General features: G+C 61.7%; 17 protein-coding genes. 8 read left to right on the plus strand and 9 right to left on the minus strand.

Going from position 1 to position 22,426, the window contains the following annotated elements; translation table 11 throughout:
- The first annotated feature begins 50 nt into the window (after positions 1-50).
- Positions 51-416 (plus strand): DUF1801 domain-containing protein, encoded by a 366-nt coding sequence (locus ACSBQQ_RS09950; protein WP_039566712.1) that lies wholly within the window; start codon positions 51-53, stop codon positions 414-416.
- 51 nt (positions 417-467) lie between these two features.
- Here ACSBQQ_RS09950 and serS read toward each other — a convergent pair whose 3' ends face one another.
- The 5 genes from serS to lrp all read right to left on the minus strand — a co-directional run bounded on the left by serS (position 468) and on the right by lrp (position 8,248).
- Positions 468-1,760, minus strand: a complete 1,293-nt coding sequence (gene serS, locus ACSBQQ_RS09955) for a serine--tRNA ligase (RefSeq protein ID WP_033637847.1) — start codon at positions 1,758-1,760, stop codon at positions 468-470.
- Positions 1,761-1,869: 109 nt separating this feature from the next.
- Entirely contained in the window at positions 1,870-3,156 is a 1,287-nt protein-coding gene (locus tag ACSBQQ_RS09960; protein ID WP_048322053.1) for a replication-associated recombination protein A, read from the minus strand.
- A gap of 67 nt (positions 3,157-3,223) precedes the next feature.
- Positions 3,224-3,835, minus strand: a complete 612-nt coding sequence (lolA, locus tag ACSBQQ_RS09965) for an outer membrane lipoprotein chaperone LolA (RefSeq protein WP_019454555.1) — start codon at positions 3,833-3,835, stop codon at positions 3,224-3,226.
- A 198-nt stretch (positions 3,836-4,033) separates the two neighbouring features.
- Positions 4,034-7,633: a DNA translocase FtsK 4TM domain-containing protein gene (locus ACSBQQ_RS09970; RefSeq protein ID WP_060428374.1), complete on the minus strand. Its 3,600-nt coding sequence runs from the start codon at positions 7,631-7,633 to the stop codon at positions 4,034-4,036.
- Between the two features lie 120 nt (positions 7,634-7,753).
- A complete protein-coding gene (gene lrp, locus ACSBQQ_RS09975) occupies positions 7,754-8,248 on the minus strand; it encodes a leucine-responsive transcriptional regulator Lrp (protein ID WP_004928318.1) in 495 nt (164 codons plus the stop codon).
- 654 nt (positions 8,249-8,902) lie between these two features.
- Between lrp and trxB the strand changes: the two genes are divergently transcribed.
- The 5 genes from trxB (at position 8,903) to infA (ending at position 14,702) form a co-directional block, all read left to right on the plus strand.
- Positions 8,903-9,874 carry a thioredoxin-disulfide reductase gene (gene trxB, locus ACSBQQ_RS09980; protein WP_033637844.1) on the plus strand — a complete coding sequence of 324 codons (972 nt, stop codon included), beginning with the start codon at positions 8,903-8,905 and terminating at the stop codon, positions 9,872-9,874.
- A gap of 240 nt (positions 9,875-10,114) precedes the next feature.
- A complete protein-coding gene (gene cydD / locus ACSBQQ_RS09985; RefSeq protein ID WP_060425590.1) occupies positions 10,115-11,881 on the plus strand; it encodes a heme ABC transporter permease/ATP-binding protein CydD in 1,767 nt (588 codons plus the stop codon).
- 2 nt (positions 11,882-11,883) lie between these two features.
- Positions 11,884-13,623 carry a heme ABC transporter ATP-binding protein/permease CydC gene (cydC, locus tag ACSBQQ_RS09990; RefSeq protein WP_060428372.1) on the plus strand — a complete coding sequence of 580 codons (1,740 nt, stop codon included), beginning with the start codon at positions 11,884-11,886 and terminating at the stop codon, positions 13,621-13,623.
- Between the two features lie 29 nt (positions 13,624-13,652).
- Positions 13,653-14,378 (plus strand): leucyl/phenylalanyl-tRNA--protein transferase, encoded by a 726-nt coding sequence (aat, locus tag ACSBQQ_RS09995; RefSeq protein WP_033637838.1) that lies wholly within the window; start codon positions 13,653-13,655, stop codon positions 14,376-14,378.
- A gap of 105 nt (positions 14,379-14,483) precedes the next feature.
- Complete coding sequence (gene infA, locus ACSBQQ_RS10000) at positions 14,484-14,702, plus strand: translation initiation factor IF-1 (protein ID WP_002211347.1); 219 nt, start codon at positions 14,484-14,486, stop codon at positions 14,700-14,702.
- 205 nt (positions 14,703-14,907) lie between these two features.
- Here the strand turns inward: infA and clpA are convergent, their stop codons facing one another.
- Both clpA and clpS read right to left on the minus strand, forming a co-directional pair.
- A complete protein-coding gene (gene clpA / locus ACSBQQ_RS10005; RefSeq protein WP_025302261.1) occupies positions 14,908-17,187 on the minus strand; it encodes an ATP-dependent Clp protease ATP-binding subunit ClpA in 2,280 nt (759 codons plus the stop codon).
- A 27-nt stretch (positions 17,188-17,214) separates the two neighbouring features.
- Positions 17,215-17,535: an ATP-dependent Clp protease adapter ClpS gene (gene clpS, locus ACSBQQ_RS10010; RefSeq protein ID WP_004928347.1), complete on the minus strand. Its 321-nt coding sequence runs from the start codon at positions 17,533-17,535 to the stop codon at positions 17,215-17,217.
- A gap of 355 nt (positions 17,536-17,890) precedes the next feature.
- On the opposite strand from clpS, the gene cspD reads away from it, so the two are divergent.
- Complete coding sequence (gene cspD / locus ACSBQQ_RS10015; protein WP_004928349.1) at positions 17,891-18,112, plus strand: cold shock-like protein CspD; 222 nt, start codon at positions 17,891-17,893, stop codon at positions 18,110-18,112.
- Between the two features lie 87 nt (positions 18,113-18,199).
- On the opposite strand, the gene macB is transcribed toward cspD, so the two are convergent.
- Both macB and macA read right to left on the minus strand, forming a co-directional pair.
- Entirely contained in the window at positions 18,200-20,146 is a 1,947-nt protein-coding gene (macB, locus tag ACSBQQ_RS10020) for a macrolide ABC transporter ATP-binding protein/permease MacB (protein ID WP_049197188.1), read from the minus strand.
- Positions 20,146-21,261, minus strand: a complete 1,116-nt coding sequence (gene macA, locus ACSBQQ_RS10025; RefSeq protein ID WP_033637836.1) for a macrolide transporter subunit MacA — start codon at positions 21,259-21,261, stop codon at positions 20,146-20,148. The genes macB and macA overlap by 1 nt, the downstream gene beginning before the upstream one ends.
- 194 nt (positions 21,262-21,455) lie before the next feature.
- On the opposite strand from macA, the gene ACSBQQ_RS10030 reads away from it, so the two are divergent.
- Positions 21,456-22,409, plus strand: a complete 954-nt coding sequence (locus ACSBQQ_RS10030) for a VirK/YbjX family protein (RefSeq protein ID WP_060428369.1) — start codon at positions 21,456-21,458, stop codon at positions 22,407-22,409.
- The last annotated feature ends 17 nt before the right edge of the window (positions 22,410-22,426 follow it).

Here is a 22,426-nt window from a genome sequence, read left to right on the forward strand (position 1 = left end):
GAAAAAGCGCTATGCTCAGCGCAGGGCGAATTTGACGATGGAGAAGCAAGATGAGTCAGGCAAATGATGCGGCGGTAGAGGCCCTGCTGGCGGACATCGGCAGCACGCACGGCGAACTGCTGGAGATCGTACAGCAGGTGCGCCGGATAGCTGCAGCGTGCGGCAACGGCGTCACCGAATCGGTCAAATACGGCGGCATCATGTTCTCGCATAGCCAATTTTTCTGCGGCGTTTTCGCCTATCGCCACCACGTCACGGTGGAGTTCGGCCACGGCTACCGATTGGAAGATCGTTATCTCCAGCTCGAAGGCAGCGGCCAGTATCGGCGGCACATCAAGCTCCACTCGCCCGACGAGGTGAAAAGCAAACATCTGGCGGACTACATTCAACAGGCTTATGCGCTGACTACGGGCTGAATTCTCGACATAAAAAAAGCGCCCGCAGGCGCTTTTTTCGTGGTTTGCCGTTTAGCCGATATATTCCAGGCCGCCCATATAAGGACGCAGCACTTCAGGCACCTGAATGCGGCCGTCGGCCTGCTGGTAGTTTTCCAGCACCGCCACCAGCGTACGGCCAACCGCCAGGCCGGAGCCGTTCAGGGTGTGAACCAGGCGCGGTTTCTTGTCGGCTTTGCTGCGGCAGCGCGCCTGCATGCGACGCGCCTGGAAGTCCCACATGTTGGAGCAGGACGAGATCTCGCGGTAGGTATCCTGCGCCGGCAGCCACACTTCCAGATCGTAAGTTTTGCACGCGCCGAAGCCCATGTCGCCGGTGCACAGCAGCACCTTGCGGTAAGGCAGGTTCAGCAGCTGCAGCACTTTTTCCGCGTGGCCGGTCAGCTCTTCCAGGGCATCCATCGAATCTTCCGGACGAACGATCTGCACCATCTCGACCTTGTCGAACTGGTGCATGCGGATCAAACCGCGGGTGTCGCGGCCGTAAGAACCGGCTTCCGCGCGGAAGCATGGCGTGTGTGCAGTCATTTTCAGCGGCAGAGTTTCCTCTTCCACGATCTCGTCGCGCACCAAGTTGGTCAGCGGCACTTCCGCCGTTGGGATCAGCGCGTAGTTGCTGCTGTCGGCTTCTTCTTCCAGCGGACGGGTATGGAACAGGTCTTCGCCGAACTTCGGCAACTGGCCGGTACCGTACAGCGTGGCGTGGTTAACCAGATAAGGCACATAGGCCTCCAGGTAGCCGTGCTGCTCGGTGTGCAGATCCAGCATGAACTGGGACAGCGCGCGGTGCATGCGGGCGATTTGCCCTTTCATCACCACGAAGCGCGAACCGGTCAGCTTAACCGCGGCGGCAAAATCCAGCCCGCCGGCCATTTCGCCCAGATCGACGTGATCGCGCACCGCGAAGTCGTACTGGCGCGGTTCGCCCCAGCGGGCAACTTCCAGGTTTTCGCTGTCGTCTTTACCATCCGGCACGGCGTCGTCCGGCAGGTTAGGCAGCGTCAGGGCGTAATCGCGGATCTCGCTCTGCAACGCATCCAGCGCCGCCTTGGCGGCATCCAGCTTGTCACCCAGCTCGTTCACTTCGCGACGCAGCGGCTCGATGTCTTCCCCACGCGCTTTGGCCGCGCCGATGGATTTCGATCGGGAGTTGCGTTCCGCTTGCAGCGTTTCAGTTTCTACCTGCAGAACTTTGCGACGTTCTTCCTGCGAACGCAGCAGATCCAGATCGAGTTTAAAGCCTCGGCGAGCCAGTTTGACGGCGACTGCGTCTAGCTCATTACGCAGCAGATTGGGATCGAGCATGCTAATCCTGTGCTTGTTGTTATTGAAAGAAGTGTTGTTGTTCTATGCGGCTGATTTATAGCCGCATAAAAGAAGAGTGATACCCGCTAACCTTACCGCAACGGCCTCGCTAGCGGTAGCGTTTTGTCGGGCTATTTTGATCCTGCTCAGCCAGCCATGCCAACTTTTCGCCGATTTTCCCTTCCAGCCCGCGCGAGGTCGGTTGATAGTAGCGCGTATGGGCCATTTCGGGCGGGAAATAGTTCTCGCCAGCGGCGTAGGCGTTGGGTTCGTCGTGGGCGTAACGGTACTCCGCCCCCAGCCCCATTTCCTTCATCAGCTTGGTCGGCGCGTTGCGCAGGTGCTCCGGCACGTCATAATCGGCCTGCTCTTTGGCGTCGCGCATGGCGGCCTTGAACGCGGTGTAAACCGCATTGCTCTTCGGCGCGCAGGCCAGGTAGACGATCGCCTGCGCGATGGCGCGTTCGCCCTCCGCTGGCCCCACGCGGGTGAAGCAATCCCAGGCTGCGATCGCCACCTGCATGCCGCGCGGATCGGCGTTGCCCACGTCTTCAGAGGCAATCGCCAACAGACGGCGCGCCACGTAAAGCGGATCGCCGCCGGCGGTAATGATGCGCGCATACCAATACAGCGCGGCGTCCGGCGCCGAGCCGCGCACCGATTTATGCAGCGCGGAAATCAGATCGTAATAACGGTCGCCCTTGTTGTCGAAGCGCGCGCTGCGCTCGCCCGACACTTCTTTCAGCAGCTCCGGCGTCAGCACCCGCACGCCTTTGGCGTCCAACTCCGCCATGTCGGCCATCATTTCCAGGCTGTTCAGCGCCCGGCGTGCGTCGCCGCCCACCAGCTCCGACAGCAGGCGGCGCGTTTCCGCCGGCAGCTCGATATTCTGGCCGCCAAAGCCGCGCGCCTTGTCGCCCATCGCCTGATCCAGCACCTGGCCGATATCTTCGGCAGTCAGCGCCTTCAGCAGGTAAACGCGGGCGCGGGACAACAGCGCCGAGTTCAGCTCGAACGACGGGTTTTCGGTGGTGGCGCCGATAAAGGTGATGGTGCCGTCTTCGATGTGCGGCAGGAAAGCGTCCTGCTGGCTCTTATTGAAGCGGTGCACTTCGTCGACGAACAGGATGGTGCGGCGGCCGGCGTCGCGATTTTGTCGCGCCCGTTCGATCGCCTCGCGGATTTCCTTGATACCGGAGGTCACGGCTGAGATCCGTTCGACATCCGCCTGGCCGTAACGGCCGATCAGTTCTGCCAGCGTCGTCTTCCCGGTGCCCGGCGGCCCCCATAAAATCATCGAGTGCAGTTGCCCGGCCTCAATGGCGCGCGGCAGCGGCTTGCCGGCGGCCAGCAGGTGCTGCTGGCCGATATACTGCGCCAGCGTGGTCGGCCGCATACGCGCGGCCAACGGCTGGAACTCGTTCTGGGAAAAATCGAGCGACAGATTATTACTCACTTGCACCTCACTGGCGCTGGTCGTCCAGCGTCACCCCCTTCGGCGGGGTAAATTTGAATTTGGCCGGATCGGCGGCGACGTTCTGCTGGCTTTTCAGCGTGTAGGAACTGCGCTGGCCGTCCTGCTCCACCGCGGCGAAGCTGCGGATGGTGCCGCTGTTGGTCACGCTGATGGCGAACTGCTTCAGGTTGCCGCTGGCGGACTTCGGCGTCAGCTCGAAATCATCGCCCTTTTGCTTCACGTTGTACTGTTTCCAGTCGCTGGCATTATTGCGGGTGATCAGCATAAACGGCGTATTGCCGGTGGCGTTCTTCAGCCAGGTTGCCGTCACCTGCTCGACGAATGGGTTATAGAACCACAGGGTCTGGCCATCGGAGACCAGCACGCTCTCATCGGGCGAGGTCATATGCCAGTTGAACAGGTTTGGCCGCTTCACCCACAGCTCGCCTTCCCCCTGTTGCACCGCGGCGCCGTCGGCGCTGGTCACGGTTTGCGAGAAGCTGGCGTGGAAACTGTTCACCTTCGCCAGGCGACTTTGCAGATCCTGTGCGGCGTCGGCCAGCACGGAGGTAGAAGCGAATCCCGAAAGCAGACAGCAGGCAACTAACAGTTTTTTCATTATTCCAGATACCTTATGAAATGCGTTAACCGCAGGGCGACGCCGTGCGGGTCAAATCAACCCTTTACCCCGTTACTTTACCCGAAGCCGGCGATCGGCCGGTAGGCCAATGTTCCGAGAAGAAACGGGTTTACGCTTCTTTGCACAAGGGCCGCTTAAGCGGCCCTTTCTTATTGAATTGCAATGGCTAAACGACCATCAATCGTGCCGCGGCGGCGCCAGCACCTCGCGGTTGCCGTTGTGCCCCTGCTCGCTGACGATGCCCTGCGCTTCCATCTGTTCGATGATGCGCGCCGCGCGGTTATAGCCGATACGGAACTGGCGCTGTACGCCGGAGATGGAGGCGCGGCGTTTATCCACCACGAAATCCACCGCCTGGTCAAACAGCGGATCCAGCTCTTCGTCGCCGTCCATACCACCGCCGGCACCGCCCTCGCCGTCTTCGCCGCCGCTGAGAATGCCCTCTTTATATTGGGGCCGCTCGCGCGCTTTCCAATCCTTGACCACCGCGTGCACTTCCTGATCGCGCACGAATGCGCCATGCACGCGCACCGGAATCGAGGAGTTCGGCGCCAGATAGAGCATGTCGCCCATACCCAGCAAGGACTCGGCGCCCCCCTGATCGAGGATGGTGCGGGAGTCGATCTTGCTCGACACGGTAAAGGCGATACGCGTCGGGATGTTGGCCTTGATAAGACCCGTGATCACATCCACCGACGGACGCTGGGTCGCCAGCACCAGATGGATACCCGCCGCACGCGCTTTCTGCGCCAGGCGAGCGATCAACTCTTCGACCTTCTTGCCGACCGTCATGATCAGATCGGCGAATTCGTCGACCATCACCACGATGTACGGCTCTTTCTCCAACACCGGCGGCGTGATGTCCATGCTGTCGGTCGGCTTCCAGAACGGATCCGGGATCGGACGCCCCATCGCCTCGGCCTGATCGACGCGCTCGTTGTAGCCGGCCAGGTTACGCACGCCCAGGGCAGACATCAGCTTGTAGCGGCGTTCCATTTCCCCCACGCACCAGCGCAGCGCGTTGGCGGCGTCTTTCATGTCGGTGACCACATCGGTCAACAGGTGAGGAATGCCTTCGTAAACCGACAGCTCCAGCATTTTCGGGTCGATCATGATAAAGCGCACTTCTTTCGGCGTGGCTTTATACAGGATGCTCAGGATCATGGCGTTGACCCCGACCGACTTACCGGAACCGGTGGTACCGGCGACCAGCAAGTGCGGCATTTTGCCCAGATCGGCCACCACCGGTTCGCCGGAGATGTCCTTACCCAATACGATGGACAGCGGCGACGGGTTGTCACGGAAGGCCGGGCAATCCAGCACTTCGCGCAGGTACACCGTTTGCCGCTTGGCGTTCGGCAGCTCCAGACCGACGTAAGGCTTGCCGGGGATCACTTCTACCACGCGCACCGCCGACGTCGACAGCGAGCGTGCCAGATCGCGCGACAGGTTGGAAATGCGCGCCGCTTTAACGCCCGGCGCCAGATCCAGCTCGAAGCGGGTGATGACCGGCCCCGGCAGGATGTCCACCACGTCGGCTTTCACGCGGTAATCGGCCAGGCTGGCCTCCACCAGACGCGCCTTCTGTTCCAGCGCGAAGGAGTCGACCGGTTCTACCTCTTTCGGGGCCTCGGTCAGCAGATCCAGCGTCGGCAGCGGCGTGGTCGGCTTCTGCAGCGGCTGATCGTTGCGCATCAGGAACGGGTGAATCAAGCTGTCCATCGCCGGATGCTGCTCGGCCTGAGTTTGCTGAGGCTGCTGCTGCACCGGTTGCTGCGGCTGCTGGTATTGCTGAGGCTGCGAGTGCGGTTGCTGAGGTTGGGCAACCGGCGCCGCAGGCTCAAACTGGCCGAACGGCACGTCGTCCTGTTGCTCGCTTTGCTGTTCAATGCGCTCTTCAAGCTGCGGAGACAGCGTGAACATCGGCTCGCTCGGGCCATCATCCACCAGATCCGCCATCGGCGAGAAGCTGAAAGCATTGCGGGTATCCACCGGGCTGGCGGCCGGCGCTTGCGGAGCAGCCGCTTGCTGGCCGTAGCGCGCCTGCTGCTGCTCGGCGAACGCCTGGCGCAGCGCGGCTTCTTGCAGCGCCTCTTCGTCGCTCTGTTGATAACCTTCGCCGTAGCGTTGGCTCTGCTGCTCGGCAAACGCCTTGCTCAGCTCGGCTTCCTGCAGGGCGCTCTCGTCATCTTGTTGCTCCGGCGCGTAGCTTTCGCCGTAGCGTTGGCTTTGCTGCTCGGCAAACGCCTGACGCAGCGCGGCTTCCTGCAGCGCCTCTTCTTCCTGCGGGCTCACCGCCGTCGGCTGCTGAGGATCCGCCTGGCGCTGTTCCTGCTCGGCCGCACGCTGCGAAGGCAGCTTGATGCCGTAAGAAGCCAGCTCGCGACGGGTCGGGATGCGCACCGGGTTCGGCCGCGGCAGCTCAGGGCCGATGCCCTGCTTAACCTGCGGATTGCCGTCGCTGGTGGCCGTGAAGGCCGGCATGAAGGTCGCCGCTGCGGCGCCCGCAGCGGCAGCGGCTGCCGTATCCAGCTGTGGCTTGGCACCGGAAGCGCTGAAACCACCCGCTCCGCTGACGTCGGCGCTGTCGCGCTGCGCGGCGGTAAAATCAAAGGGAGAACGCGCCGGCGGCTGCGGCGCAGCCGGCTCTTGCCAATTGCCGAGACGCGGCTCATCGTCATCCTGATAAGGATCGACAGGACGCGTCGCCTTAGGTGCAGGCGTTTCTTCCGGAATTTCGAAGGAGTACAGCGGCGGCGTGGCGTCTTGCGCCGGGGCGCTCACCGGGTGCTGATTGACCGAGGCCGGCGCGGCCGGCGCCACCGTTACCGACGGCGCCTGAGCGGCGATCGGCGCTGCAACGGGCTCGTGGATCGCTGCCTTCACCGCCGGTGCAGGCGAAGCCGCCGGCGCGATTGGCGCGGCGTCGGCTTCAACCTCACCATCGTCGGCTCGCAGGCCGCTGAGCAACGGATCGGCGGCGTCTTCCGCCGCCTCTTTGGCGCTTTCAGTGACCGAAGGCGCAGAGAACAACACGTCGTCATCGGCGGCCGCGGCTCCGGCGGCGGTCGCGGCAACCGCTGCGGCGGCGCCCTTCCTTGCCTGCTCAGGCTCGTCGTCAACGTAACGCTCGTCATCCTCGAAATAACGCGCTTCGCGACGCGAACGGTTGGTCATGAAAGTCGCGACACCCAGCACCGCCCCGCCGATCTTCTCGGCGATCACCAGCCAGGACCAGCCGGTAAACAGCGTCAGCCCCGCCGCCCACACGCACAGCAGCGCCAGCGTGGCGCCGATGCCGTTGAACCATGGCAACATGGCGTTGCTCAGCAGGCTGCCGATCACGCCGCCGGAAGCGAAGTAATAGAGATCGTCAACGTTCAGCGCCGCCAGCCCACAGGAGGTGAGCACTAACGCCAGGGTGCCGATCAGGCGCAGGGAGAGTGCGAAATAGTCGACGTAGTCTCTGTTGGCTCGTTGGCGATAGGCCGCCCAGCACAGAACCAGCATGATCGGCGGTATCGCGTAGGCGAGCACCCCGAAGGTGAAGAACAGCGTGTCGGCCAACCAGGCCCCAACACCGCCGCCCAAGTTGTGAATCGGCTCATGCCACGCGGTCTGCGACCAGCTTGGGTCAGACGGGTTGAAACTGACCAGCGCAGCCATGAGGTAAACGGCAAAAATCGCTACCACGATAAGCACAGCCTCCAGCAAACGCCGGCCACTGCTGAGTCTTTTCAGGGTAACTTCTTTATCTTCTGTATATTCCTGGCTCAAGAAAGGCTCTCCAGGTTCCTGTTAGCTGACATAGCAACAGCGCCGAGAAGCTTCCCCGGCGCCGAAACTGTATGAATAAACAGGAGTGTAACCAATTTAATCAGGTTTTGCACCTGCACCTTACCGTGTTTTGATAACCAGACGGTTACTCTGTTTCACTTCTTCCATCACTACGTAGGTGCGGGTGTCGTTGACCCCCGGCAAACGCAGCAAGGTTTCGCCCAGCAGTTTACGGTAAGCCGACATGTCCGGTACGCGGGTTTTCAACAGGTAGTCGAAATCACCGGAAACCAGATGACACTCCTGAATCTCTTCAAGCTTCTGCACTGCCGAGTTGAATTGCTCAAACACATCCGGCGCGCCGCGGTTCAGCGTGATCTCCACGAAAACCAGCAGGGACGCATCCAGATAATGCGGGTTAAGCAATGCGGTATAGCCATGAATGAAACCCTGGCGCTCGAGACGGCGCACGCGTTCCAAACATGGTGTCGGGGATAACCCCACGCGCTTCGAAAGCTCGACGTTCGAAATACGCCCATCCTTCTGCAGCTCATTCAGGATGTTGCGGTCGATACGGTCAAGATCTTTACCCGGGCGTTTCTTGTTGTCTGCCATTATTATTGTCTCTCTTATTTTCTTCCGTGCACTTGCCACACCCTAGCCAACGTCAATGTGTAAGGGTTCGTTCCAAGCGAAGACCCGATGCCTGTCATATGCTTCTTCACTACCATCATTCCACGCCGTGCAGCCTGTCTGTCCAACCCCGCGCGGCGCCGGTAACGACGTTAAGGTCGAGAAAAAATCAGCAAACGCTTGCGCGCCCTGCTCCGCACATCCACCGCGCATTGCCGCCTCGCGGCGCAAATACGTACGATTTGCTGGTGTTACGGGGATAATTTCTTCTTCCTATGATGTTTTCGCAAATGCGCAGCGGATTGTCAAAGTAAAAGAAGCAAAATCAGAACAACGTACCGTCACGAAAAGTCTGCATCCCATTTTTGGTTATGAATCGCTGGCAGATAAACCCCGGCAGGGAGCGGCCTAAGTCGCAGAATGCGCCGTTTTTGCGCGCTTGGCGATTCAGCGGCCTAATGCGACTTTGATAAGGTAAATTTCTGCGTTCGGCGTACGATTTGCCGACAGCGGGTGCATTAATAGGCGACAACTATCATACAAATCGTTAACAACGTCGCCCGGCGCTTTTTTTACTGCGTCATTTTCCCTACAATCGGCTTCATTGTCCGCCATTGTGGAATAAAGAGGTTATTCATGGGCACGGCTAAACATAGCAAATTACTGATTCTGGGCTCCGGCCCGGCCGGTTACACCGCCGCCGTTTACGCGGCGCGCGCCAACCTGAGCCCGGTGCTGATCACCGGTATGGAACAAGGCGGCCAGCTGACCACCACCACTGAAGTGGAAAACTGGCCGGGCGACGCCGAAGGCCTGACCGGTCCGGCGCTGATGGAGCGCATGCGCGAGCATGCGGAGAAGTTCCAGACCGAAATCGTCTTCGATCACATCAACAGCGTCGATCTGCAGCAGCGTCCGTTCCGCCTGTTCGGCGACAGCGGCGAATACAGCTGCGACGCGCTGATCATCGCGACCGGCGCCTCCGCCCGCTATCTTGGCCTGCCTTCCGAAGAGGCCTTCAAGGGCAAAGGCGTTTCCGCCTGTGCGACCTGCGACGGCTTCTTCTACCGCAACCAGAAAGTCGCGGTGGTCGGCGGCGGCAACACCGCCGTTGAAGAAGCGCTGTACCTGTCCAACATCGCCGCCGAGGTTCACCTGATCCACCGCCGCGACAGCTTCCGCTCGGAGAAGATCCTGATCGACCGGCTGATGGAAAAAGTGAAAAGCGGCAACATCGTGCTGCACACCGACCATACGCTGGACGAAGTGCTGGGCGATGAAATGGGCGTGACCGGCGTGCGTATCCGCAGCACCAAAGCGGAAAACGAAACCCGTGAACTGGAACTGGCCGGCGTGTTCATCGCCATCGGCCACAGCCCGAACACCGGCATCTTCGGCGGCCAGCTGGAGCTGGAAAACGGCTACATCAAGGTGCAGTCCGGCATTCACGGCAATGCGACTCAAACCACTATCCCCGGCGTGTTCGCCGCAGGCGACGTGATGGATCACATCTACCGCCAAGCGATCACCTCCGCCGGCACCGGCTGTATGGCGGCGCTGGACGCGGAGCGTTACCTGGACGGCATCGCCGGCGCAGAAGTCTGCTAAAACGTTCTCTTCATCAGCAAAAAGCGGCTCTCGAGCCGCTTTTTTTGTTTCCCCCCTCCGCACTCCCCTTCTCGCGTCTGTTATAGCCACATTTGGCCGCTTTATTATTTTCAGTCTGTCGGGTGACGAGGTAACATGGGGCCTCGCTTGTTTGTCGCCGATTGCGCCAAACACTATTATTTAACAGTACGTTAACCAAGCCCGTAACAAACGGGCGCCGGCGACGCAGACGCATATCTGATGAAAAAAACCAGACAGCAACAGTTAACCCGTTGGCTTAAAACCCAGAGTTCGTTAGCGCAGCGTTGGTTGCGCCTTTCCATGTTGTTGGGGCTATTCAGCGGCCTGCTGATCGTGGCGCAGGCGTGGCTGTTGGCCAGCCTGCTGCACGCCCTGATCATCGAGCATACCCCGCGCGAACAGCTGATCCCTTCGTTTATCTGGCTGGCCGCCGCGTTCGCGCTGCGGGCGCTGTTAAGCTGGCTGCGGGAACGGGTCGGTTTCCGGTGTGGCCAGGTGATCCGCCAGCGCATGCGCCAACAGGTGCTGGATAAGCTGCAGCAGCTCGGGCCTGCCTGGATCCAGGGCAAACCGGCGGGCAGCTGGGCCAGCATCATCGTCGAGCAGATCGAGGATATGCAGGACTATTACTCGCGCTATCTGCCGCAGATGTATCTGGCGGTCTTCATCCCGCTGCTGATCCTGATCGCCGTCTTCCCGATCAACTGGGCCGCAGGCATCATTCTGCTGGCGACCGCGCCGCTGATCCCGCTGTTCATGGCGCTGGTCGGCATGGGGGCCGCCGACGCCAACCGCCGCAACTTCGTGGCGCTGGCGCGATTGAGCGGCAACTTCCTCGACCGCCTGCGCGGCCTGGACACCCTGCGGCTGTTCGACCGCGCGCAGGCCGAAACCGCGCAAATCGCCAAATCTTCCGAAGATTTCCGCAGCCGCACCATGGAAGTGCTGCGCATGGCCTTCCTCTCTTCCGGCGTGCTGGAATTCTTCGCTTCGATCTCCATCGCCGTGGTGGCGGTGTACTTCGGCTTTTCCTACCTCGGCGAACTCAACTTCGGCAGCTACGGCCTCGGGGTAACGCTGTTTTCCGGTTTTCTGGTGTTGATTCTGGCGCCGGAGTTTTTCCAACCGCTGCGCGATCTCGGCACCTTCTACCACGCCAAGGCGCAGGCGGTCGGCGCGGCGGAAGCACTGGAAACCTTCCTCAGCGCCGAAGGCGAGCAGATGGGCAACGGCACGCGGCAACTGCCCGCCGATCAACCGCTGACGCTGCAGGCGAACGCGTTGGAAATCCTGTCGCCGAACGGCGTGCTGCTGGCCGGGCCGCTGAGCTTCACCCTGCAACCACAGCAGCGCGTGGCTCTGGTCGGGCTGAGCGGCGCCGGCAAAAGTTCACTGCTCAATCTGCTGCTCGGCTTCCTGCCCTATCGCGGATCGCTGACCGTCAACGGCGTCGAGCTGCGTGACCTGTCCGCCGAAACCTGGCGCCAGCAGCTGAGCTGGGTCGGCCAGAACCCGCACCTGCCGGCGCAAACCCTGCGCGCCAATATCCTGCTGGGCTGCCCGCAGGCCGACGAAGCGCAGCTGCAGCAGGCGGTGGAACTCGCCTACGTCAGCGAACTGCTCCCTTATCTGCCGCAGGGGCTCGACACCGAAGTGGGCGACAACGCCGCCCGCCTGTCGGTCGGCCAGGCGCAGCGCGTAGCGGTCGCCCGGGCGCTGATCGGCCCGCGCCGCCTGCTGCTGCTGGATGAACCGGCCGCCAGCCTCGATGCCCACAGCGAGCAGCGGGTGATGCAGGCGTTGAACGCCGCTTCGCATCAGCAAACCACCCTGCTGGTGACGCACCAGTTGGAAGACACCGAAGACTACGATCAGATTTGGGTGATGGATAACGGGCGCATCGTGCAACAGGGCGATTACGCCACCCTCAGCGCCCAACCGGGCCTGTTTGCCACTCTGATCGCCCATCGCCGCGGGGAGCTTTAATCATGCGCGTTTTGCTGCCGTTTTTGGCGTTGTACCGCCGCCATAGCCTGCTGATTAGCCTCGGCATCCTCTTGGCGATCGTCACTCTGCTGGCCAGCATCGGCCTGCTGGCGCTCTCCGGCTGGTTCCTGGCCGCCTCGTCGCTGGCCGGATTGGCGGGCCTGCTGACCTTTAACTACATGCTGCCGGCCGCCGGCGTGCGCGGCGCGGCAATCTTCCGCACCGCCGGGCGCTATGCCGAGCGCGTGGTCAGCCACGACGCCACCTTCCGCGTGCTGTCGCATCTGCGGGTGTTCACCTTCAGCAAGATCCTGCCGCTGACGCCGGGCGGCATCGCCCGTTTCCGCCAGGCCGAGCTGCTTAACCGCCTGGTGGCGGACGTGGATACGCTGGATCATCTTTATCTGCGGGTGATCTCGCCGCTGATCAGCGCAGCGGTGGTGATCCTGGTGGTCACCTACGGCCTGAGCTGGCTGGATCCTGCGCTAGCCCTGACGCTGGGCGGCATCCTGTTGCTGTTGTTGCTGCTGGTGCCGCCGGTGTTTTATTGCGCCGGCAAGCCGATCGGCGGCCAGCTTACCGCGCTGCGCGGCCAATACCGCACCGACCTCACCGCCTGGCTGCAGGGGCAGGCGGAATTGGTGGTGTTCGGCGCCGTCAACGACTTCCGCCAGATGCTGAACGCCACCGAACAGCGGTGGCAACGCCGCCAGTGGCAGCAGGCCTCGCTGAGCGGCAAGGCGCAGGCGCTGATGATCCTCGCCAGCGGGCTGACGGTGACGCTGCTGCTGTGGCTGACCGCCGCCGGCATCGGCGGCGATAGCCAGCCCGGCGCGCTGATCGCGCTGTTCGTCTTCGCCGCGCTGGCGTCGTTCGAAGCGCTGATGCCGGTCGCCGGCGCCTTCCAGCACCTCGGCCAGGTCATTGCCTCCGCCACGCGGGTCAAGCAGATCATCGATCGTCAGCCGGAGGTCACCTTCCCGGCCGCCGGCCCGGCCGCCGCCGATCGGGCTCAGCTTAGCCTGCAACAGCTGAGCTTCACCTACCCCGACCAGCCGCAGCCGGTGCTGCGCGACGTCACGCTCGAGGTCGCGGCCGGCGAACACATCGCCTTGCTCGGCCGCACCGGCTGCGGCAAGTCCACCCTGCTGCAGTTGCTGACCCGCGCCTGGCGCACCGACGGCGGCAACATTCTGCTCAACGGCGAACCGCTGGAGGATTATGATGAAGCCACGCTGCGTCGGATGACCACGGTCGTCAGCCAGCGGGTGCATATCTTCAGCGATACGCTGCGGGAAAACCTGCGGCTGGCCGCGCCGGATGCCGACGACGCTCGCCTGAGCGAGGTGCTGCGGCAGGTGGGGCTGGATAAATTGCTGGACAGCGACGGCGGGCTGAACGCCTGGCTGGGCGAAGGCGGCCGGCAGCTGTCCGGCGGCGAACAGCGCCGCCTGGGCATCGCCCGCGCGCTGCTGCACCCGGCCCCGCTGCTGCTGCTCGACGAACCGACCGAAGGGCTGGACGCCGAAACCGAGCAGCAGATCCTGGCGCTGCTGCGCCGGCATTGTCAGGGCAAGACGCTGATCCTGGTGACGCACCGTCTGTACGGCCTGGAGCATCTCGACCGCATTTGCGTGATGGACGACGGCCGGATTGTCGAACAGGGCGATCACGCTACCCTGATGCGCCGGCAGGGCCGCTATGCCCGCTTTCGCAACCGTATCAGCAACCTGGCGCCGTAATCGGCCCGTAGAGGACGCAGAGCCCCCGTATGCGCATCGTGAAGCTTTCCCCACAGTCGCTGGCGTTCCCCTCGCCTGAAAGCGCCCTGCGCGACCCTAACGGCCTGCTGGCTATCGGCGGCGACCTGACGGCGCCGCGGCTGCTGGCGGCCTACGAGCGCGGCATCTTCCCCTGGTATTCGCCGGGGGAAGCCATCCTGTGGTGGTCGCCCGATCCGCGTGCGGTGCTGTTCCCGACAGAGTTTCATCTCAACCGCAGCCTGAAACGCTTTTTGCGCCACGATCCGTTTCGCATCACGCTCAATCACGACTTCGCCGCGGTGATCGCCGCCTGCGCCCACCGGCCGGATGAAGGCACCTGGATCGGCCCGGAGGTACAGCGCGCCTATCAGCATCTGCACCGCCTCGGCTACGCGCACTCGGTGGAGGTATGGCAGGATAATCAACTGGTCGGCGGCATGTATGGCGTGGCGCAGGGCGCGTTGTTCTGCGGCGAATCGATGTTCAGCCGCGTCACCAACGCCTCAAAATGCGCATTGATGGCCTTTTGCCGCCATTTTGCCGCTTATGGCGGGGAATTGATTGACTGCCAGGTGCTGAACGCTCACACTGCCCGCCTTGGCGCGCGTGAAATTCCGCGCCGTCAATTTTTGCAGCAGCTCAGCACCCTTCAACGGCGGCCTTTGGCGCCGGCGTGCTGGGAGCCGCAAGTCATATCCCCACAGCCGGCTGAACCGCCCTCTCCAGTAAACTAATTGGTGGAAACGGTGCAATGTTCACCGACACATCTTTACATAATGGGGGTTTTTCGGCATTATCTTGCCGGTTAAAAACTAAGGTAGTTAGACCTAGAGGATTCGATGGCCAAAGAAGACAATATTGAAATGCAGGGCACCGTTCTTGATACGCTGCCGAACACCATGTTCCGCGTTGAATTGGAAAACGGGCACGTGGTAACCGCACACATCTCCGGTAAAATGCGTAAAAACTATATCCGCATCCTGACGGGCGACAAAGTCACTGTAGAGCTGACCCCGTACGACCTGAGCAAAGGCCGCATTGTCTTCCGTAGCCGTTAATCGGCTCACCGCACGCCACACGTTGGCGGCATCGAGGATGTAATCCCTCGGGAGCCCTTTCCGTTTACCCCCGCAGCGACGTTACACAACGGGTTGCAGGTGCGCAGGTAAACTGAGAGGGCTCACTCGTTTCTGTTGTACGGTGAATCTCACCCATAAAAAAAGCGATGCCGAAGCATCGCTTTTTCTTTGCCTAAAGGCGGCCTTAGTGCACCGCGCCCTCGTCCGCCTTGCGCTTGGCGGCGCTGAGGAAGTGGTAGGTCAGCTGTTTCTTGTCCTTGTCCAGCTCGACCTTCACGGAGCCGCCGTCCACCAGCGAGCCGAACAGCAGTTCGTTGGCCAACGGTTTCTTCAGGTTCTCCTGCATGACGCGCGCCATCGGACGAGCGCCCATCGCGCGGTCGTAGCCCTTCACCGACAGCCAGTCGCGCGCTTCGTCGCTCACTTCCAGCGAGACGCCCTTCGCATCCAGCTGCGCCTGCAGTTCGACGATAAACTTGTCGACCACCTGCTGGATCACCTCGGTAGACAGATGGTTGAACCAGATGATGTTGTCCAGACGGTTGCGGAACTCCGGCGTAAACACCTTCTTGATCTCTTCCATCGCGTCGGTGCTGTTGTCCTGCTGCACCAGGCCGATCGATTTGCGTTCGGTTTCCCGCACCCCGGCGTTGGTGGTCATCACCAGGATCACGTTGCGGAAGTCCGCCTTGCGGCCGTTGTTGTCGGTCAGCGTGCCGTTGTCCATCACCTGCAGCAGCAGGTTGAACACGTCCGGGTGCGCCTTCTCGATCTCATCGAGCAGCACCACCGCATGCGGATGCTTGATCACCGCATCGGTCAGCAGCCCGCCCTGATCGTAACCGACATAGCCCGGAGGCGCGCCAATCAGACGGCTGACGGTATGCCGCTCCATGTACTCGGACATGTCGAAACGCAGCAGCTCGATATCCATCGCCTTGGCCAACTGTACGGTGACCTCGGTTTTCCCGACCCCGGTCGGCCCGGCGAACAGGAAGGAACCGACCGGCTTGCGCTCGTGGCCCAGGCCGGCGCGGCTCATCTTGATCGCCTCGGTCAGCGCTTCGATCGCCTGATCCTGGCCGAACACCAGCATCTTCAGGCGATCGCCCAGGTTTCTCAGCACGTCGCGATCGCTGGCCGACACGGTTTTCTCCGGGATACGAGCGATGCGCGCCACCACGGATTCGATATCGGCCACGTTGACGGTTTTCTTGCGCTTGCTGGCCGGCATCAACCGGCTGCGGGCGCCCGCCTCGTCGATCACGTCGATCGCCTTGTCCGGCAGATGACGATCGTTGATGTATTTCACCGACAGCTCCACCGCGGCGCGGATCGCCTTGGCGGTATAACGCACGTCGTGGTGCGCTTCATACTTGGTCTTCAGGCCGTTGATGATCTGAACGGTCTCTTCCGCCGTCGGCTCGGTGATGTCGATCTTCTGGAAACGGCGCGCCAGGGCACGATCCTTTTCGAAGATGTTGCTGAACTCCTGGTAGGTGGTCGAACCGATCACCCGGATCTTGCCGCTCGACAGCAGCGGTTTGATCAGGTTGGCGGCATCCACCTGCCCTCCGGAAGCCGCGCCGGCGCCGATGATGGTGTGAATTTCATCGATGAACAGAATGCTGTTCTGATCCTGCTCCAGCTGCTTGAGCAGCGCCTTGAAGCGCTTCTCGAAGTCGCCGCGGTATTTGGTGCCGGCCAGCAGTGAACCGATGTCCAGCGAATACAGCGTGCAGTCCGCCATCACTTCCGGCACGTCGCCCTGCACGATACGCCAGGCCAGCCCTTCGGCGATGGCGGTCTTGCCGACGCCGGATTCGCCGACCAGCAGCGGGTTGTTTTTACGACGGCGGCACAGCACCTGAATCGCGCGCTCCAGCTCACGATCGCGGCCGATCAACGGATCGATGCCGCCCACACGGGCCAACTGATTGAGGTTGGTGGTGAAGTTTTCCATACGGTCTTCCCCTCCGGACTGCTCTTCGTTCACCGGGTTTTCCGCATTCGGCGCTTGGCCCGGCTCGTCTTTACGCGTGCCATGTGAAATGAAGTTCACCACGTCGAGACGGCTGACGTCGTGTTTGCGCAGCAGATAGGCCGCCTGCGACTCCTGCTCGCTGAAAATGGCCACCAACACGTTGGCGCCGGACACTTCGCTGCGGCCGGAAGATTGCACATGGAAGACCGCGCGCTGCAGCACGCGCTGGAAGCTGAGCGTCGGCTGAGTGTCGCGCTCTTCTTCGCCGGCGGGCAGCGTCGGTGTGGTTTGTTCGATGAAGGCTTCCAGCTCCTGGCGCAACGCGGCCAGATCCACCGTACATGCCTCAAGCGCTTCTCGCGCGGCAGGGTTGCTCAGCAACGCCAGCAACAGGTGCTCCACGGTCATAAACTCGTGTCTGTGCTCACGCGCCCTGGCGAAAGCCATGTTGAGACTGAGTTCCAGTTCTTGATTGAGCATAAGCACCTCCCCAATAGATTGCCTTATTCAGGCTTTTTCCAGCGTACAAAGCAACGGATGCTCGTTCTCCCTTGCGTACCGGTTCACATGGACGACTTTGGTTTCCGCCACCTCGGCGGTAAAAACACCACAGATCGCCTTGCCTTGATAGTGGACCGTGAGCATCAGTTGCGTTGCGCGTTCAATATCATAAGAAAAGAACTTTTGCAGAACGTCAATCACAAATTCCATCGGTGTGTAATCGTCGTTGTTAAGTATAACTTTATACATAGACGGCGGTTTTACCGCATCGATTTGTTTTTCTTCGGCCAAGTGTTCAAAGTTTAGCCAGTCGTTGTTATTGCCCATCGCTGCTCATCTTCTCTGCTCTGCCCTCAGATATGGGGGCAGGTTTCGGTTATTCAAAGTGGGGATAGTTACTATTTTATCATCTTCGGCATCGTCCCGCCGCACTGTAACATGCGCAAAAAAACGGGCCAATTGTGACTGAATCGTGGCAATAGCGTTACCTGCTTCAAACTTTGGTGAACTGCTCCCCGCCGACAAAAGCCGATCCCTTGACGCCCCGATCATTTGCTCTAGAGTGTAAATTCGTGGCTGGTGGTCTTTTAACCACCCCTTGTCCACCCTGCTACCCGCCCACGGCGGGTGCGAAATCAGTTATTCATCTCACTTAAAATAGCGTTGCGAGGGATGTAAAAGCATGGAGACGGGTACTGTTAAATGGTTTAACAACGCCAAAGGTTTTGGCTTCATCTGCCCAGCCGGCGGCGGCGAAGATATTTTCGCGCATTATTCCACCATCAAGATGGATGGTTACAGAACGTTGAAGGCGGGCCAGCAGGTCAGCTTCGACGTGCATCAAGGGCCGAAAGGGAACCATGCCAGTCTTATTGTGCCGGTGGAAAGCGAGGCGCTGTCCTAAACGCTTCCGGCAAAGTCGCGCTGCACTGAGCGTGACTGCGATAAAAATGCCAGCCGCCGTGTGACTGGCATTTTTTATGCCTGTTACCTACTCGCGCGCCAGCGCATCGATCGGATTCAGCCGCGCGGCATTGCGCGCCGGCAGATAGCCGAACACCACGCCGATGCCGGTGGAACAGAGGAACGCACTCAGCAACGCCGCCGGCGGGAAGCTGATCTGCCAGCCCGGCAATACCAGCTGCACCGCCAGGCCGATGGCGAACGACAGCGTAATCCCCAGCGCGCCCCCCACCAGGCAGACCAGAACCGCTTCGATCAGGAACTGCTGCAACACGTCGCCGGAACGGGCGCCCACCGCCATGCGGATGCCGATCTCGCGCGTGCGTTCGGTCACCGACACCAGCATGATATTCATCACGCCGATGCCGCCGACCACCAGCGAAATCACCGCCACCAGCGTCAGGAACAGCTGCAGCGTGCGGGTGGTTTTCTCGGCGGTTTGCACCAGGCTGTCCATGTTATAGGTGAAGAAGTCCTTCTTGCCGTGGCGCAGCGTCAACAGGCGCGACAGCTGCTGTTCCGCTTCCTTGCTGTCGTAGCCGTCGCGGATGCGCACGGTGATCGAGTCAAAATAATTGTTGCCCATCAATCGGTTGGCCATGGTGCTGTAAGGCACCCACACGTTCAGCGTCTTGCTGCTGCCGAACATCGACTGCTTCTCCCTGGCCACGCCGACCACCGTCGCCGGCATGTTGCCTACCAGGATCACCTCGCCCACCACGTTCTTCTGGTGCGGGAACAGCCGCCGCTGGGTATTGGCGTCGATCACCACCGTCTGCGCCTGCGACTGCACCTGCATCGAGTCGATGCCGACGCCCTGGGTAAAGCTCATGCCGTACACGCGGAAGAACTGCTCGCTGACGCCGTTGACGTTGGCCGCCGCGTCGACGTTGCCCAAGCGCAGCCGCATGCTGCTGCTGATGCTCGGCGACAGCGCGCTGATGTACGGCTGTTCGCGCAGCGCATCGAGATCGCCGTATTTCAACGATTGCCGGTAGGTCGGATCGTCATCGCCGAAGTCCTTGCCGGGGTAGATGTCGACGGTGTTGGTGCCGATAGATTTAATGTCCGCCAGCACCATCTGCTTGGCGGCGTCGCCGATCACCAGGATCGACACCACCGAGGCGATGCCGATAATGATGCCGAGCATGGTCAGCGCGGTGCGCATCTTGTTGGCCGCCATCGCGCGCCAGGCCATCACCAGCGCCTCGCGGAAACGGCCGCCCATCTGCCGCCAGGAAGGTGCCGCGGCGGCCAGCGCCAGCGGCTTGGCCTGCGCATTCTCCTGCGGTGCCGGGCGCGAATCGGCGATAATCTCGCCGTCGCGGATCTCGATGATCCGTTCCGCCTGGCGCGCCACCGCCGGATCGTGGGTCACCAGGATCACCGTGTGGCCCTGGGCGCACAGCTGTTTGAGGATCGCCATCACCTCTTCGCCGGAGTGGCTGTCGAGCGCGCCGGTCGGTTCATCCGCCAGGATCACCTGCCCGCCGTTCATCAGCGCGCGGGCGATGCTGACGCGCTGCTGCTGGCCGCCGGAAAGCTGGCTCGGCCGGTAGTTGACGCGCTCCCCCAGCCCCAGACGCCGCAACAGCGCCTCCGCCCGCTCGCGCCGCGCCGCTTTGCCCAGCCCCGCGTACACCGCCGGCACTTCGACGTTGTGCGCCGCACTCAGGTGCGGCAGCAGATGATAGCGCTGAAAGATAAAGCCGAAATGCTCGCGCCGCAGCTGCGCCAGCGCATCGTCGCTCAGCGTCGCCACATCCTGCCCGGCCACCCGATACACGCCGGCGCTCGGCTTGTCCAGACAGCCGAGAATGTTCATCAGCGTCGATTTGCCGGAGCCGGAGGCCCCCATGATCGCCACCATTTCACCGGCGTCGATGCTCAGGCTGATCCCCTTCAGCACCTCCACCGTCTGCTCGCCGGAACGGTAGCTGCGGCGAATGCCGCTCAGCTGCAACAGCGCCGCCATCAGCCGGCCTCCACGCCGCCGCGGCTGACGATCACCTCATCGCCCGCCTCGAGGCCGCTGAGGATCTGCACGTCGATATTGTTGCGCAGGCCGATGGCCACCTCGCGCTTCTCTTCCTTGCCCTGCTTCAGCACCGAGACGTGGTAGCGATTGTCGGCGATCTGATCGCCCAGCGCCGCCAGCGGGATCACCAGCGCCTGCTCGACGCCGGCCAACTGAATATGCACCTGCGCCGTCATTTGCAAGCGCAGCAGCCTTTCCGGGTTGGGCACTTCGAAACGCGCATAATAGAAGATGGCGTTGTTGACCTTTTCCGGCGTCGGCTGAATGTCTTTCAGCACGCCGTCGAAGCGCCGGGTCGGATCGCCCAGCACCGTGAACCAGGCCTTCTGACCCGGCTTGAGGTTGATGACGTCGGCCTCCGACACCTGCGCCTTCACCAGCATGGTGCCGAGATCCGCCAGCGTCAGAATGTTCGGCGCCTGCTGCGCCGCGATCACCGTCTGGCCCTGCAGCGTGGTGATCTGCACCACGTCGCCATCCATCGGCGCCTCGATGCGGGTATAGGCCAGGTTGATCTTGGCGGTATCCAGGCTGGCCTGGTTCCGCGCGATCTGCGCATTGATGGTGCCCACCTGCGCTTTCTTCACCGCCAGCTGCGTCGCCGCCTGATCCAGATCCTGGCGCGACACCGCCTGCAGCTTGGCCAGCGCCTGGTTGCGCTGCAGCGTGACCGCCGCCAGCTGCTGTTCGGCCTGCGCCTGCAGCAGTTGCGCATGCAGTTCACGCAGCGTCGCCTCGCCTTCGCGGATGCTGTTCTGCGCCTGTTGCGGATCGATAACGCCCAGCAACTGGCCTTTCTTCACCTTGTCGCCGATCTCGACATACAGCTTTTCCAACTGCCCGCTGACCTGCGCGCCGACGTCAACCTTGCGCACCGCGTCCAGCTGGCCGGTCGCCAACACGTTCTGCTGCAGATCGCGTTTGCTGGCTTTCACCGTTTTGAAATCGGTTGGCGCCGGATGGCGAAAGTGCCAAACGGCCGCCGCAGCAAGCGCCGCAATGACCGCCAGAACGAGTATCCAGCGGCGTTTATGTCCTGTAAACCCTGTCAAAATTGACCTGCCTGTGCTTGTGAATATCAACCGCCCATTGCGGCGGCGGAGCTAAATTAGCACGCACCGTAGGGAATAACTAAACCTTAGCTCAACACAATGTGGAGACACGCCTGGTTACAGTTCAGCATTGAACTCCCGTTTAGTGAAGCCTTGATGAAATAGCGCCATTCAATACAGCCAAGGATTTCATCATGTCACAGCTCAGCTACCCACTCGCCTCCGCCCGGCCGCTTAACGGCTGGCAACTGATGACGGCGCTGATCAATGGCGAAAAGGCGCCAAGCAACGCCTGGAAAAAGCCCGCGTTTCGCCTGAAGTTTCTCGGCCGTTCGCTGCTCAACTGGCGCACCACCAGCGGCCTGCTCAGCACCCTGGCCAGCAACCCGCTGCGGGAGGAGATCCTGAGCGCGCAGCCGAACCTGCCGTGCAAACTGCATCGCCCCTATCTGGCGGCCAACATGAGCAAGATCGAATGCCTGTTCGCCCTGCGCGATCATTACGATCTCATCGCGCAGCGCATGCCGCTGAAGATGCGCCTCGGCCACCTCGGCCCGCAGCCTTTCGTGCTGGCCCGCGCGATGGGCAAAAACGAAGCGCCGATCGCGCTGGAACTGGCGGCGATCGACAAGCTGAATAAGGAAGGGGAAGCCACGCTGCTGCTGCGCAACGCCAACGGCGTGATGCTGGCGGAGATCACCTTTGCGCTGATGCATTATCAGCAGCAGCCGACGCTGTTCATCGGCGGCCTGCAGGGCGCAAACCATGAGGTGCCGCACGCCGAGATCCAGCACACCACCAAAGAGTGCCACGGCCTGTTCCCCAAACGGCTGGTGCTGGAAGGCATCTGCACGCTGGCGCGGCACCTCGGCATCCGCCAGATCGTGGCGGTCGGCAACGCCACCCATATCTATCAAAACTGGCGTTACCAGAGTAAGAAGAAGGACCAACTGCACGCCGATTACGATCAGTTCTGGCTGTCGATGGGCGCCAAACCGCTCGACAGCGGCTATTTCCTGCTGCCCGCGCGCATCGCCCGCAAGCCGCTCGAAGAGGTTGCCAGCAAGAAGCGCGCCGAGTATCGCCGCCGCTATCAGCTGCTGGACGAGCTGGAACAGGGATTGGCGGCGCATTTCTGCGCCCGATAACGCCCGGTGGGCCGTCG

Source organism: Serratia sp. G204Y, assembly GCF_051172435.1.
GTDB lineage: Bacteria > Pseudomonadota > Gammaproteobacteria > Enterobacterales > Enterobacteriaceae > Serratia > Serratia sarumanii.

Coding starts and splice junctions, on each gene's coding strand:
- ACSBQQ_RS09950 (WP_039566712.1), top strand. CDS start 51: ATGAGTCAGGCAAATGATGCGGCGGTAGAGGCCCTGCTGGCGGACATC.
- serS (WP_033637847.1), bottom strand. CDS start 1,760: ATGCTCGATCCCAATCTGCTGCGTAATGAGCTAGACGCAGTCGCCGTC.
- ACSBQQ_RS09960 (WP_048322053.1), bottom strand. CDS start 3,156: ATGCGGCCGACCACGCTGGCGCAGTATATCGGCCAGCAGCACCTGCTG.
- lolA (WP_019454555.1), bottom strand. CDS start 3,835: ATGAAAAAACTGTTAGTTGCCTGCTGTCTGCTTTCGGGATTCGCTTCT.
- lrp (WP_004928318.1), bottom strand. CDS start 8,248: ATGGCAGACAACAAGAAACGCCCGGGTAAAGATCTTGACCGTATCGAC.
- trxB (WP_033637844.1), top strand. CDS start 8,903: ATGGGCACGGCTAAACATAGCAAATTACTGATTCTGGGCTCCGGCCCG.
- cydD (WP_060425590.1), top strand. CDS start 10,115: ATGAAAAAAACCAGACAGCAACAGTTAACCCGTTGGCTTAAAACCCAG.
- cydC (WP_060428372.1), top strand. CDS start 11,884: ATGCGCGTTTTGCTGCCGTTTTTGGCGTTGTACCGCCGCCATAGCCTG.
- aat (WP_033637838.1), top strand. CDS start 13,653: ATGCGCATCGTGAAGCTTTCCCCACAGTCGCTGGCGTTCCCCTCGCCT.
- infA (WP_002211347.1), top strand. CDS start 14,484: ATGGCCAAAGAAGACAATATTGAAATGCAGGGCACCGTTCTTGATACG.
- clpA (WP_025302261.1), bottom strand. CDS start 17,187: ATGCTCAATCAAGAACTGGAACTCAGTCTCAACATGGCTTTCGCCAGG.
- clpS (WP_004928347.1), bottom strand. CDS start 17,535: ATGGGCAATAACAACGACTGGCTAAACTTTGAACACTTGGCCGAAGAA.
- cspD (WP_004928349.1), top strand. CDS start 17,891: ATGGAGACGGGTACTGTTAAATGGTTTAACAACGCCAAAGGTTTTGGC.
- macB (WP_049197188.1), bottom strand. CDS start 20,146: ATGGCGGCGCTGTTGCAGCTGAGCGGCATTCGCCGCAGCTACCGTTCC.
- ACSBQQ_RS10030 (WP_060428369.1), top strand. CDS start 21,456: ATGTCACAGCTCAGCTACCCACTCGCCTCCGCCCGGCCGCTTAACGGC.